At 68.5% G+C, this 12,773-nt stretch carries 10 protein-coding genes; 8 read left to right on the forward strand and 2 right to left on the reverse strand.

The genetic code is table 11. The annotated features are described in order from the left end of the window. Positions 1-9 precede the first annotated feature (9 nt). Together M2165_RS03995 and M2165_RS04000 are read left to right on the forward strand one after the other, a co-directional pair. Positions 10-450, forward strand: coding sequence for a DUF2141 domain-containing protein (locus M2165_RS03995; RefSeq protein ID WP_280813388.1), 441 nt, complete (start codon positions 10-12; stop codon positions 448-450). Positions 451-461: 11 nt separating this feature from the next. Continuing rightward, positions 462-1,970 carry a carotenoid oxygenase family protein gene (locus M2165_RS04000; RefSeq protein WP_280813389.1) on the forward strand — a complete coding sequence of 503 codons (1,509 nt, stop codon included), beginning with the start codon at positions 462-464 and terminating at the stop codon, positions 1,968-1,970. A 20-nt stretch (positions 1,971-1,990) separates the two neighbouring features. Here the strand turns inward: M2165_RS04000 and M2165_RS04005 are convergent, their stop codons facing one another. Continuing rightward, positions 1,991-2,893 (reverse strand): LysR family transcriptional regulator, encoded by a 903-nt coding sequence (locus M2165_RS04005; protein ID WP_280813390.1) that lies wholly within the window; start codon positions 2,891-2,893, stop codon positions 1,991-1,993. Between the two features lie 111 nt (positions 2,894-3,004). On the opposite strand from M2165_RS04005, the gene gcl reads away from it, so the two are divergent. The 3 genes from gcl to M2165_RS04020 all read left to right on the forward strand — a co-directional run bounded on the left by gcl (position 3,005) and on the right by M2165_RS04020 (position 6,711). Continuing rightward, positions 3,005-4,798 carry a glyoxylate carboligase gene (gene gcl / locus M2165_RS04010; RefSeq protein ID WP_280813392.1) on the forward strand — a complete coding sequence of 598 codons (1,794 nt, stop codon included), beginning with the start codon at positions 3,005-3,007 and terminating at the stop codon, positions 4,796-4,798. A gap of 170 nt (positions 4,799-4,968) precedes the next feature. Next, positions 4,969-5,754, forward strand: coding sequence for a hydroxypyruvate isomerase (gene hyi, locus M2165_RS04015; protein ID WP_280813393.1), 786 nt, complete (start codon positions 4,969-4,971; stop codon positions 5,752-5,754). A 48-nt stretch (positions 5,755-5,802) separates the two neighbouring features. Beyond that, complete coding sequence (locus M2165_RS04020; protein WP_280813394.1) at positions 5,803-6,711, forward strand: 2-hydroxy-3-oxopropionate reductase; 909 nt, start codon at positions 5,803-5,805, stop codon at positions 6,709-6,711. A 138-nt stretch (positions 6,712-6,849) separates the two neighbouring features. Here M2165_RS04020 and M2165_RS04025 read toward each other — a convergent pair whose 3' ends face one another. Further along, a complete protein-coding gene (locus M2165_RS04025) occupies positions 6,850-8,184 on the reverse strand; it encodes an NAD(P)/FAD-dependent oxidoreductase (RefSeq protein ID WP_280813395.1) in 1,335 nt (444 codons plus the stop codon). A gap of 216 nt (positions 8,185-8,400) precedes the next feature. Here M2165_RS04025 and M2165_RS04030 point away from each other — a divergent pair, with 216 nt between their 5' ends. The 3 genes from M2165_RS04030 to M2165_RS04040 all read left to right on the forward strand — a co-directional run bounded on the left by M2165_RS04030 (position 8,401) and on the right by M2165_RS04040 (position 12,772). After that, positions 8,401-10,704 carry an NADP-dependent malic enzyme gene (locus M2165_RS04030; protein ID WP_280813396.1) on the forward strand — a complete coding sequence of 768 codons (2,304 nt, stop codon included), beginning with the start codon at positions 8,401-8,403 and terminating at the stop codon, positions 10,702-10,704. 186 nt (positions 10,705-10,890) lie between these two features. After that, the gene (locus M2165_RS04035) at positions 10,891-11,505 is read left to right on the forward strand and encodes a TRAP transporter small permease (protein WP_280813397.1); all 615 of its coding nucleotides are present in this window, start codon (positions 10,891-10,893) and stop codon (positions 11,503-11,505) included. Between the two features lies 1 nt (position 11,506). Next, positions 11,507-12,772 (forward strand): TRAP transporter large permease, encoded by a 1,266-nt coding sequence (locus tag M2165_RS04040; protein ID WP_280813398.1) that lies wholly within the window; start codon positions 11,507-11,509, stop codon positions 12,770-12,772. Position 12,773: the final 1 nt, after the last annotated feature.

Below are 12,773 nucleotides of genomic sequence, written 5' to 3' on the forward strand. Positions count from 1 at the left end.
GGTCTGACGATGACGAACTTCCCACTGCCACGCGGGCCGCGCATGCGCTGCGCCGCCCTGCTCCTCGCGTCGCCGCTGGCGGCGCTCGCCGCCGAGCTGACCCTGCGCGTGACCGACGGCCCGGCCGCCGAGGCGACGCTCTACGCTGCGCTGTACGACAGCGCCGAGACCTTTGCCGGCGGCGGCAAGCCGGTGGCCACGCAGATCGCGCCGCTGCGCGAAGGCTCGGCGCAGCTGCGCTTTCCGAATCTTGCGCCGGGGCACTACGCGCTGCGCGTGTTCGCCGACGAGAACGGCAACGGCCAGCTCGACACCAACCCGATGGGCCTGCCGCTCGAGCGCTACGGCTTCTCGAACGACGCCAGGGGCAACCGCGGCGCGCCAGCCTTCGAGGCCGCCGCGCTGCAGATCGACACGGCCGATCGCTCGGCCGTGATCCGCCTGCGCTGAGGAGGTCCGCCATGACCATCACCCAGCGACGCGAACTGCTGCGCGGCCTGCTCGCCGCCGGCGTCCTTCCCTGGCTGCCCGCGCTCGCGCGCGCCGCGGCGCCGAAGGACGACTGGCAGGCCGAGTTCGAGGCCGCCCAGGTGCCCTGGAAATCGGGCTTCGCCACGCCCCGGGCCGACCTGCCGCCGGTGCGCGCCAGCGTGCGCGGCCGCTTTCCCGATGCGGTCGCGGGCACGCTGCTGCGCAACGGGCCCGCGGGCCACGACCTCGGCGGCGAGCGCTACCACCACTGGTTCGACGGCGACGGCATGGTGCAGCGCTTCACGATCGCAGGCCGCGAGGTGCTGCACGAGGGCCGCTACGTCGCCACGCCCAAGCGCGTGGCCGAACTGCGTGCCGGCCGCCGGCTCGCCGAGGCCTTCGGCACCCTGCCGCCGGGCGCGGAACCGCCGCCTTCGCCCGACAGCATCAACGTGGCCAACACCAGCCTCCTGCGGCTTGCGGGCGAACTGCTCGCGCTGTGGGAAGGCGGCTCGGCCGTGCGGCTCGACGCCCGCACGCTCGACACGCTGGGCTTCAAGACCTGGCGGCCCGACCTCGCGGGCATGCCGTTCTCGGCCCATCCGCGCGTGGACCCCGACGGCACGGTCTGGAACTTCGGCATCGGCTCGGGCCAGGGCCTGCTCGCGCTCTACGAGATCGCGCCCGACGGCGCGCTGCGCCGCGCCGATGCCATCCTCGTGCCCGATCTGCCGATGATCCACGACTTCGCGGTGACTGCACGGCACCTCGTGTTCCTGATGCCGCCGCTGGTCTACGACGCGAAGCGCAAGGAGGCCGGCGCGAGCTTCCTCGATGCGCACGTCTGGCGGCCCGAGCTCGGCATGCGCGTGCTCGTGGTCGAGAAGAAGGACTGGACGCGCCGCCGCATGCTCGCGCTGCCCGCCGGCTTCCTGTTCCACGTCGGCAATGCGTGGGAGGAAGAGACGCCGGCAGGCACGCGCATCCACGTCGACTACGTGCGCTCCGACACCGCCGACACGGTCTTCACCACCAGCCGCGAACTCATGCGCGCACGCTGGGTGCAGCGCCCGGTGCCGCAACTGACCACGGTCAGGCTGGACCTCGGCACCGGCCGCGCCACGCAGGCCGCGCTGCCCGTCGACGCCGAGTTCCCGCGCATCGATCCGCGCCGCACCGGCCTGCGCCACCGCCATGTGATCCACGCGAGCCGCAGCCTGCCGGGCCGCCCCGGCTTCAGCGCCATCGCACGCACCGACGTCGAGACCGGCCGCAGCCAGCAGCACGGCTACGGCGCGCAGGCCATCGTCGAAGAACACGTCTTCGTGCCCGACGGCACCGGACCCGGCTGGGTGCTCGGCACGGCGCTCGACTTCGGGCGGCAGAAGACGCTGCTGTCGTGCTTCGCGGCCGATGCGCTGGGCGCCGGGCCGGTGGCGCAGGCCACGCTGCCGTATGCGCTGCCGCTGGGGCTGCATGGGGTGTTCGCGGCGGCTTGAGGGCCGCGGAATGCGGGAGCCTATCCCCCCCACCATCCTTCGGCGAACCGCCCCTGCAGGAAGGCCACGAAGCCCGACACCTTCCCCGGCACCAGCTTGGGCGAAGGAAAGACCGCGTGGATCTCCTGCTCCGGCAGCGCGTGGTCGGCGAGCACCTCCAGCACCTTGCCCGAGGCCAGCGAATCGCTCGCCACGTAGCGCGGCATCAGCGCAATGCCGAGGCCGTCGCGCGCGGCGGCCAGCACGGCCGAGAGGTTGTTGGAGCGGAAGCGGCCCGACACCGGCACCGTGACGGCCTCGCCCCGGGGCGTGTGCATGCGCCAGAACTCGTCGCCGACCACGCTGCTGTAGACCAGCGCCACGTGCGCGCTCAGGTCCTGCGCGCGCTTCGGCGTGCCGTGCTTCTTGAGATAGCCGGGCGCGGCCACCATCGCCCAGGGATTGGTGCCGAGGTAGCGCGCGCCGAGCGAGGAATCCGCCAGCTTGCCCATGCGGATCGCCACGTCGATGCCCTGCGCGATCAGATCGACGTAGCGGTCCTCGAAGCTCAGGTCCAGCTGCACCTGCGGATGCCGGCGCATGTACTCGAGCGCGAGGGGCACCACCACGCGGCGGCCGAAGGCCACCGAGGTGCCCACGCGCAGCAGGCCCTGCGCCTGCGTCTGGCGCAGCTGCACGATGCTGTCGGCCTCCTCGGCCTCGCGCACGATGGTCTTGCACTTCTCGTAGTAGAGCGCGCCCGGCTCGGTGAGGCTCACGCCGCGCGTGTTGCGGTTGAGCAGCCGCACCTTGAGCCGCGCCTCGGTGGCCGCGACCTGCTTGGTCACCGTGGGCTGGGTGGTGTGGAACTCGCGCGCAGCCTTCGAGAAGCTGCCGGTCTCGACCACGCGCACGAACATCTCCATCGCTAGCAATCTGTCCATGGCCGCCATCGTAGTCACTTATTCCAATCCGGAATAGGCTTTATGGCCCCTGGCCGTCTTCTTCGCGGCGCCCCGGCTTCCTACAGTGGGCACTCCACAAGGAGACAGTTCATGGCAAAGATGAAGGCGGTCCAGGCCGCGGTGCTGGTGATGGAGAAGGAAGGCGTGACGCAGGCCTTCGGCGTGCCCGGCGCGGCGATCAATCCGATGTATTCGGCGCTGCGTGCGCGCGGCAGCATCTCGCACATCCTCGCGCGCCACGTCGAGGGCGCCTCGCACATGGCCGAGGGCTACACCCGCGCGGTGGCCGGCAACATCGGCGTGTGCATCGGCACCTCGGGGCCCGCGGGCACCGACATGATCACGGGCCTCTACTCGGCCTGGGCCGATTCGATCCCGATCCTGTGCATCACCGGCCAGGCGCCGCGTGCGCGGCTCTACAAGGAAGACTTCCAGGCGGTCGACATCGAGTCGATCTCCAAGCCGGTCACCAAGTGGTCGGTCACGGTGCGCGAGCCGGGCCAGGTGCCGCAGGTGTTCCAGCAGGCCTTCCACCTCATGCGCTCGGGCCGCCCGGGCCCGGTGCTGGTCGACCTGCCCTTCGACGTGCAGATGGCCGAGATCGAGTTCGACATCGACAGCTACGAGCCGCTCAAGCCCTACAAGCCGGCCGCCACGCGCAGCCAGATCGAAAAGGCGATCGAGATGCTCAACGCCGCCGAGCGCCCGCTGATCGTGGCCGGCGGTGGCGTGATCAACGCCGATGCGAGCGATCTGCTGGTGCGCTTCGCCGAAGCCACCGGCGTGCCGGTGATCCCCACGCTGATGGGCTGGGGCGCGATCCCCGACGACCATCCGCTGATGGCCGGCATGTGCGGGCTGCAGACCAGCCACCGCTACGGCAACGCGACCATGCTGGCCTCGGACTTCGTGCTCGGCATCGGCAACCGCTGGGCCAACCGCCACACGGGCTCGATCGACGTCTACACCAAGGGCCGCAAGTTCGTGCACGTGGACATCGAGCCCACGCAGATCGGCCGGGTGTTCACGCCCGACTTCGGCATCGTCTCGGATGCCAAGGCCGCGCTCGAACTCTTCGTCGAGGTGGCCGAGGAGATGAAGGCCGCGGGCCGGCTGCCGAGCCGCCGCGAATGGGCGCGCGCGTGCATCGAGCGCAAGAAGACGATGCTGCGCAAGACCAACTTCGACGACGTGCCGATGAAGCCGCAGCGCGTGTACCAGTGCATGAACAACAACTTCGACAACGACACCTGCTACGTGAGCACCATCGGGCTGTCGCAGATCGCGGCCGCGCAGTTCCTGCACGTGTACAACCCGCGCCACTGGATCAACTGCGGCCAGGCCGGCCCGCTGGGCTGGACCATCCCGGCCGCCCTGGGCGTGCGCGCGGCCGATCCCACGCGCAAGATCGTCGCGCTCTCGGGCGACTACGACTTCCAGTTCATGATCGAGGAGCTCGCGGTGGGTGCGCAGTTCAAGCTGCCCTACATCCACATCGTGGTGAACAACTCCTACCTCGGCCTGATCCGCCAGGCGCAGCGCGGCTTCGAGATGGACTACTGCGTGCAGCTCGCGTTCGACAACATCAACGCCGGTCCCGATGCGGGCATCGAGAGCAGCTACGGCGTCGACCACCTCAAGGTGGTGGAGGGCCTGGGCTGCAAGGCGATCCGCGTGAACAAGCAGGAAGAGATCGCACCCGCCATCCGCCAGGCCGAGGCGCTGATGGCCGAGCACAGCGTGCCGGTGGTGATCGAGGTGATGCTCGAGCGCGTGACCAACATCGCGATGGGCACCGAGATCGACAACATCACCGAGTTCGAACCGCTCGCCGAGACGCCGGCCGATGCGCCGACCGCTGTTGCTGCGGTGCTGCTGGACTGAGCGAATACGGACAGCCGGACGCAGAGGGCGCGAAGGTTTCGCGAAGGACGCGAAAGGAATTCAAGAAAAACCTTTTTGTGGCTGTTCTTTTGCGACCTTCGCGGAACCTTCGCGTCCTTCGCGTCCGGAAATCCGATCCCGATTTCGACCTGCCTTGATTGAGAGACCCCATGCCCAAGTTCGCCGCCAACCTCACCATGCTTTTCACCGAGCTGCCCTTCATGCAGCGCTTCGAGGCCGCCGCCAAGGCCGGCTTCGACGCGGTGGAATATCTGTTTCCCTATCCCTTCGAGAAGAAGGAACTCGCGGCCGCCCTGCGCGCCAATGGCCTGGTGCAGGTGCTGCACAACCTGCCGGCCGGCGACTGGGACAAGGGCGAGCGCGGCATCGCCTGCCATCCGGACCGCACGGGGGAGTTCCGTGAAGGCATTGCGATGGCCATCGACTACGCGACCGCGCTCGGCTGCCCGCAAGTCAACTGCCTGGTCGGCAAGCTGCCGGCCGGCGTGAGCTCCGACGCGGCGCAGAAGACCTTGGTCCAGAACCTGCGCCTCGCCGCCAGCGAGCTCGAGGCGGCGGGCATCGGCCTGCTCGTGGAGCCGATCAATCCCTTCGACATTCCCGGCTTCTTCCTCAACCGCACCGAGCAGGCGATCGCGCTGATCGACGAGGTCGGCTCGGCCAACCTGCGCGTGCAGTACGACATCTACCACGCGCAACGCACCGAGGGCGAACTGGGCAACACGCTCGCGAAGCACTTCGCGCGCATCGGCCACATCCAGCTGGCCGACAACCCGGGCCGCGGCGAGCCGGGCACCGGCGAGATCAACTACCCGTGGCTCTTCCGGCACATCGACGCGCTGGGCTACGACGGCTGGATCGGCTGCGAATACAAGCCGCGCGGCACCACGGCGGAAGGCCTGGGATGGCGCGAGGCGCTGACCCGCGCGCACTGATTGAACGAACGAAGACGACACGACGACATCCCCTAGGAAACCTGAGACATGACACAACAAGCATCGCAACGCATCGGATTCATCGGCCTCGGCATCATGGGCGCGCCCATGGCGGGCCATCTGCTCGAAGCCGGTCACCAGCTCTTCGTCAACACGCACGGCAACACGCCCGAGCCCTTCATCTCGCGCGCCACGATCTGCGCCTCGCCCGTCGAGGTGGCGCGCCAGGCCGACGTGATCTTCGTGATGGTGCCCGACACGCCCGACGTGGAGAAGGTGCTGTTCGGCGAGCCGGGCCGCGACGGCGTGGCCGCGGGGCTCAGCAAGGGCAAGATCGTGGTCGACTGCAGCTCCATCGATCCGATCGCGACCAAGGGGTTCGCCGAGCGCATCACCGCGCTGGGCTGCGGCTACATCGACGCGCCGGTCTCGGGCGGCGAGGTCGGCGCCAAGGCCGCGAGCCTCACGATCATGTGCGGCGGCGACGAGGGCACCTTCGGCCGCGTGCGCCCGCTGCTCGAGAAGATGGGCAAGAACGTCACGCTCGTGGGCGGCGCGGGCGACGGCCAGGTCTGCAAGGTGGCCAACCAGATCATCGTGGCGCTGAACATCGCGGCCGTGGGCGAGGCGCTGCTGTTCGCCTCGAAGGCCGGCGCCGACCCGGCCAAGGTGCGCCAGGCGCTGATGGGCGGCTTCGCGAGCTCGCGCATCCTGGAGGTGCACGGCGAGCGCATGATCAAGCGCACCTTCGCGCCGGGCTTCCGCATCGGGCTGCACCAGAAGGACCTGAACCTCGCGCTGCAGAGCGCCCGCTCGCTCGGCATGGCGCTGCCGCAGACCGCGGGCGCCGCGCAGCTGATGAACGCCTGCGCGGCCCTGGGCCACGGCCAGCAGGACCACTCGGCGCTGGTGCGCGCACTCGAGGCGCTGGCGCAGCACACGGTGGCGCCGGACTGAGAAAGCGGACTTCCGAACGCAGAAGGAATACAAAAACTACGCAGAAGTCGCAGAACAAACCAGGAACCTGTTTTTGGTTTTCTTCTGCGACCTCTGCGGAACCTTCGCGCTCTCTGCGTTCGGCTGCCCGCTCCCGCTTTACTTCGCCGCCTCCAGCGACTCCTTCAGATTGCGCCGCCGCCACGCCCAGGTCTTCACGGCCTGCGGCAGGATGCCGAGGCAGGAGGCGTAGTAGGTCACCTTGAAGCCCCAGAAGCGCGGCCCGATCGGCGTGTTGCGGAACAGGTCGCCCGCGAGGATCGACAGCAGCGCCTCCTGCATGCGCCAGATGTTGCGCGGATTCATGAAGAGGCGCCGGATCGCGGGCGAGGTGATGCGGTAGATGAACCACGAGAACATCCGCGGTCCGCGCTTCATCACCTTCTCGTAGTGGCGGAAGGCGCGCTCGGCTTCCTTCGCCTCGCCCTTGAGCCAGTGCTCGACCGCGGTGGCGGCCTCGAAGCCGCTGTTCATCGCGAGGTAGACGCCCGAGGAGAACATCGGATCGACGAAGGCATAGGCGTCGCCCACCATCACGAAGCGGTCGCCGCGGCAGAAGGCCGAGTCGTAGGCGTAGTTGCCGGTGGAGGTGACGCCGTCGACCAGCGTGGCGTTCTTGAGCCGCGCGGCGAGCTTGGGCGCGAGCGCGATGGTCTCCATCAGGAACTCTTCCAGCGAGCCCTTGCGGCGCTTGAAGTAGGCGGGCGAAGCGACGGCGCCCACGCTCACGGTGCCGTCCTTGAGCGGGATGTACCAGAACCAGCCGTGGTCGAACCAGAACAGCGTGATGTTGCCCTCGAAACGGCCCGGCCGGCGCTCGGCATTGACGAAGTGGCCGTAGAGCGCCGCGCTCGCATGCTTGCGGTTGCGCCGCTTGACGTCGAACTGGCTCGACAGCAGCGTGTCGCGGCCGCTCGCGTCGATCACGAAGCGCGGGCGCCATTCGGTCTCGCTGCCGTCGTCGGCCTTGACCTTCACGAGCGGGCGGTTGTCGGCGGTGCCCTTGCCCGCCTCCATGTCGACGCCGGTGACGCGCTGGCCCTCGAAGGTGCGCGCGCCGCGCTTGCCGGCATGGCGGAACAGCAGCTCGTCGAACTCGGAGCGGCGCACGTGCACCGCATAGGGAAAGCTCTTGTCCATCGCCTCGCCGAAGCGGAACTCGCTGCTGTGGTCGTGCCAGGGCGAGACGAACTCCGCGCCGTGCTTGCGCAGGCCGATCGCCTCGACCTCGGTGCGCACGCCCAGCCGGTCGAACAGCGGCATGTTCATCGGCAGCAGCGATTCGCCGATGTGGAAGCGCGGATGCTGCGCCTTCTCGATCAGCACCACGTCGTGCCCCTTGTCCGCGAGCAGCGCGGCCACGGTGGAGCCCGAAGGGCCGCCGCCGATGACCACGACGTCGGGCTCGGTGCTGGTGAAAGGTCCGGGTGTCATGCGCTGCCCCTCGATATCGTTGTGTCTTGTTGACGATGACGTTACCGCAGTCGACAGCATGTGACCCCGGTTAACAGGTTGCGGAGTTTAGCGAACCGCCACGGGCCGCCGGCGCTGCCGCCGCTATGGGTTCAGGCTTTTTCGGCATTCCCTTTGCACGACCGAGCCATGCTTTTGCGGTAGCCTCGTTGCCCGTCAGAAACAAGGAGACATTTCATGGCTGCACCCCTCTCCCCCGCAGAAGAAGCACTTCGCGAAGCAGCGCGCGAATACCACCGCTCGCCCGTCCGGGGCAAGATCTCGGTCACGCCGACCAAGGCGCTCCTGAACCAGCGCGACCTGTCGCTCGCCTACTCGCCCGGCGTGGCCTATCCCTGCCTCGACATCGCGGCCGATCCGGCCATGGCGGCCGAGTTCACGGCGCGCGGCAACCTGGTGGGCGTGGTGACCAACGGCACCGCGGTGCTCGGCCTGGGCAACATCGGCCCGCTCGCGGCCAAGCCGGTGATGGAGGGCAAGGGCTGCCTGTTCAAGAAGTTCGCGGGCATCGACGTGTTCGACATCGAGCTGGCCGAGACCGACCCCGACAAGCTGGTCGACATCATCGCGGCGCTCGAGCCCACGCTGGGCGGCATCAACCTCGAGGACATCAAGGCGCCCGAGTGCTTCTACATCGAGAAGAAGCTGCGCGAGCGCATGAACATCCCGGTGTTCCATGACGACCAGCACGGCACGGCCATCATCTCGGCCGCGGCGCTGATCAACGGGCTCGAGCTCGTGGGCAAGAAGATCGAGGACGTGAAGATCGCCGTCTCGGGCGCGGGCGCCGCGGCCATCGCCTGCCTCGACGTGATGGTGGGCCTGGGCGCGAAGCCGGCCAACATCTTCGCCTGCGACTCCAAGGGCCTGATCTACATGGGCCGCGCGGGCGGCTTCGACGACTCCAAGGCGCGCTATGCGCAGAAGGACACCGGCGCGCGCACGCTGGCCGACGTGGTGAAGGAGGCCGACGTGTTCCTCGGCTGCTCGGCGCCCGGCGTGCTGACGGCCGAGATGGTCAAGACCATGGCCGGCCAGCCGATCATCCTGGCGCTCGCCAACCCCGAGCCCGAGATCCGCCCCGAGCTCGCGAAGGCCGTGCGGCCCGACTGCATCATCGCCACCGGCCGTTCGGACTATCCGAACCAGGTCAACAACGTGCTGTGCTTCCCGTACATCTTCCGCGGCGCGCTCGACTGCGGCGCGAGCAAGATCACCGAGGAAATGAAGCTCGCCTGCGTGCGCGAGATCGCCGAGCTCACCAAGGCCGACATCAGCGAGGAAGTGGCCACCGCCTACGCCGGACAGGAACTCGCCTTCGGCCCCGACTACCTGATCCCGAAGCCCTTCGATTCGCGGCTGATCCTGCGCATCGCGCCGGCCGTGGCCAAGGCCGCGCACGAGTCGGGCGTGGCCGCGCGGCCGATCGAAGACCTCGAGGCCTACCGCCAGCACCTCACGCGCTTCGTGTTCCAGACCGGCATGTTCATGCGCCCGGTGTTCAGCGCCGCCAAGATCGCGGCCGCCAAGCGCGTGGCCTATGCCGAAGGCGAGGACGAGCGCGTGCTGCGCGCGGCGCAATGGGCCGTCGACGAGGGCCTGGCGCAGCCGATCCTGGTCGGCCGTCCCGCGGTGATCGAGGCGCGCATCAAGAAGGCGGGCCTGCACATCCGCTCCGGCACCGACTTCGAGATCGTCGACCCCGAGGACGATCCGCGCTTCCGCACCTACTGGGAGACCTACCGCGGGCTCATGGGCCGGCGCGGCGTGACGCCCGAGGCGGCGAAGACGATGGTGCGGCGCTCCAACACCACCATCGCGGCGCTGATGCTGCACCTGGGCGATGCCGACGCGATGATCTGCGGCCTCGTGGGCCGCTTCGACGCGCACCTCGAGCACATCCGCAACCTGATCGGCCTCAGGCAGGGTGCGCCGGGCTTCGCCACGCTCAATGCGCTCACGCTCGAGAAGCGCACCGTGTTCATCACCGACACCAACGTCAACGACGATCCCGATGCCGAGATGCTCGCGAACATCGCGCGGATGGCGGCCGAGGAAGTGCGCCGCTTCGGCCTGCCGCCCAAGGTGGCCTTCCTCTCGCACTCGAACTACGGCAGCTCCGACCGTGGCGCGGCGCGCAAGATGCGGCTCGCGCGCGACCTGTTCGGCAAGATGGCGCCCGACATCGAATGCGACGGCGAAGTGCACGGCGACGCGGCACTGTCCGAAGAGATCCGCCGCAACGCCCTGCCCGAGACCACGCTCACGGGCGAGGCCAACCTGCTCGTCTGCCCCAACCTGGACGCGGCGCACATCCTCTACAACGTGCTCAAGATGACCGGCGCCAACGGCATCACGGTCGGCCCGATCCTGCTCGGCGCGGCCGGCTCGGCGCACGTGCTCACGCCGTCGTCGACCGTGCGGCGCGTGGTCAACATGACGGCGCTGGCAGTGGCCAATGCGACGACTGCATTGAAATAACACCGCGCACCCCGCCGCGCCCGCGCCCCGCTGTGTCACGCAGCGGGGCGTTTTTTCTTGCGCGCACCGCCCACCATCTTTCGCGCTGGCACGCAATCTGCTAATACCCTGATCGGATATTCCAAATATCTTCTTAATATATTTAGAACCTTCATCCCTCCCTTCGACGCACCGGAACGAGACACCATGCACGCACCTGCCCCGCGCCGCGCGGCCTTCGCCCACCGGTTGCTCGACGCTTCGGACTTCGTCCTGGGCTGCGAGCGCCGACTGCTCTCGGGCCTCATGGGGCTGCTCATCGTGCTGGTGCTGCTGAACGTGGCGACGCGCTACGGCCGCATGCCGCTCTACTGGGTCGACGAGGCGTCGGTGTACTGCGTGGTCTGGCTCACCTTCCTCGGCGCCTCGGCGATGACGCGGCTGCGCCTCGACTTCGCGGTCACGCTGCTGACCGACAAGCTCGGCGCCCGTGCCGTGCGCATCGCCAAGGCGCTGGCGTCGGGCGGGGTGCTGGCCCTGGGCCTCGCGCTGCTCGCGATGTGCTGGCTCTACATGGACCCCGCGGGCATCGCGCGCCACGGCTTCGATGCCAGGGACTACGCGGCGGCCTCGTTCAACTTCCTCTACACCGAGCGCACGCAGACGCTCGAATGGCCGGTCTGGGCGGTGCAGCTGGTGCTGCCGCTCTTCTCTGCCACGCTGAGCCTGCATGCGCTGGCGAACCTGATCGAGGACCTGGGTCTCGCGCCGCGGCGCACGCTCACGGGTTTCGGCGTCACCAGCGCGGACGCGGTGAACTGAGATGCTGACCTCGATCTTCTTCCTCGTGATCATGCTGGTCGGCGTGCCGATCGGCGCCTGCCTCTGCCTCGCGGGCATCGTCTACATCCTGAACGCCGGCGACACGGTGCTGTTCCAGTCGTTCCCGGCGCAGATGTTCGGCGGCGTCGACAGCTACAGCCTGATCGCGATCCCGCTCTTCATCCTGATCGGCGAGGTCATGAACGGCGGCGGCATCACGCGCCGGCTGGTCGATCTCGCGCTGGCCTTCATCGGCTCGGTCAAGGGCGGGCTCGCCTACGTGAACATCCTGGCCAACATGCTGGTGTCGTCGATCATCGGCTCGGCCACGGCGCAGGTGGCGATCATGAGCCAGATCATGGTGCCCGAGATGGAGAAGCAGGGCTACGACAAGACCTTCGCGGCCGGCATCACGGTGTATGGCGGCATGCTCGGGCCGATCATCCCGCCGTCGGTGATGTTCGTGGTCTACAGCGTGCTCGCGCAGGTGGCGGTGGGCGACATGCTGATCGCGGGCATCCTGCCGGGCGTGATCCTCACGCTGCTGTTCTTCGTCGTGATCGCCTGCATGGGCTGGATCTACGACTACCCCCGCACCGAAAGGCGCACGCTGCGCCAGCGCCTGCGCACCATCGTCACCGCCTGCCCGACGCTGCTCATTCCGATCGTCATCGTGGGTTCGATCCTGGGCGGCTTCGCCAACCCGACGGAAGCGGCCGCGGTGGGCGCGGTGGCCGCGGTGCTGGTCGGGCGCTACGTGACCAGGGAATTCCGCTTCGCGATGATTCCGCAGATCCTGCTGAAGTCGGCGATCTACTCGGCCGTGGTGCTGTTCCTCGTGGCCGCGGCGGCGGTGTTCTCGTGGCTGCTGATCTACGGCAAGGTGCCGCAGGCCACGGCCGCCTGGATCCAGACCGTAGCGAAGGACCCGGTCGCGTTCCTGCTGCTCGCGAACCTGATCCTACTCGTGATCGGCACCGTGATCGACGGCATTCCGGGGCTGATCATGACGGTGCCGATCCTGCTGCCGATCGCCACCGAGATCTACGGGATCGACCCGCGCCACTTCGGCGTGGTGGTGGTGATCAACCTCGTGCTCGGGCTGATGACGCCGCCCGTGGGCCTGAGCTTCTTCGTCGCGTCGGCCGTGACCGGCGCGAAGCCCGGGAAGATGTTCATGGTCACGCTGCCCTTCTTCCTGGTCTGCTGCGCGGCGCTGGTGCTGCTGTCGCTGTTCCCGAGCCTCTCGCTCGCGCTGCTCAAGTAGG

This window comes from Variovorax sp. TBS-050B (genome assembly GCF_029893635.1).
Taxonomy (GTDB): domain Bacteria; phylum Pseudomonadota; class Gammaproteobacteria; order Burkholderiales; family Burkholderiaceae_C; genus Variovorax.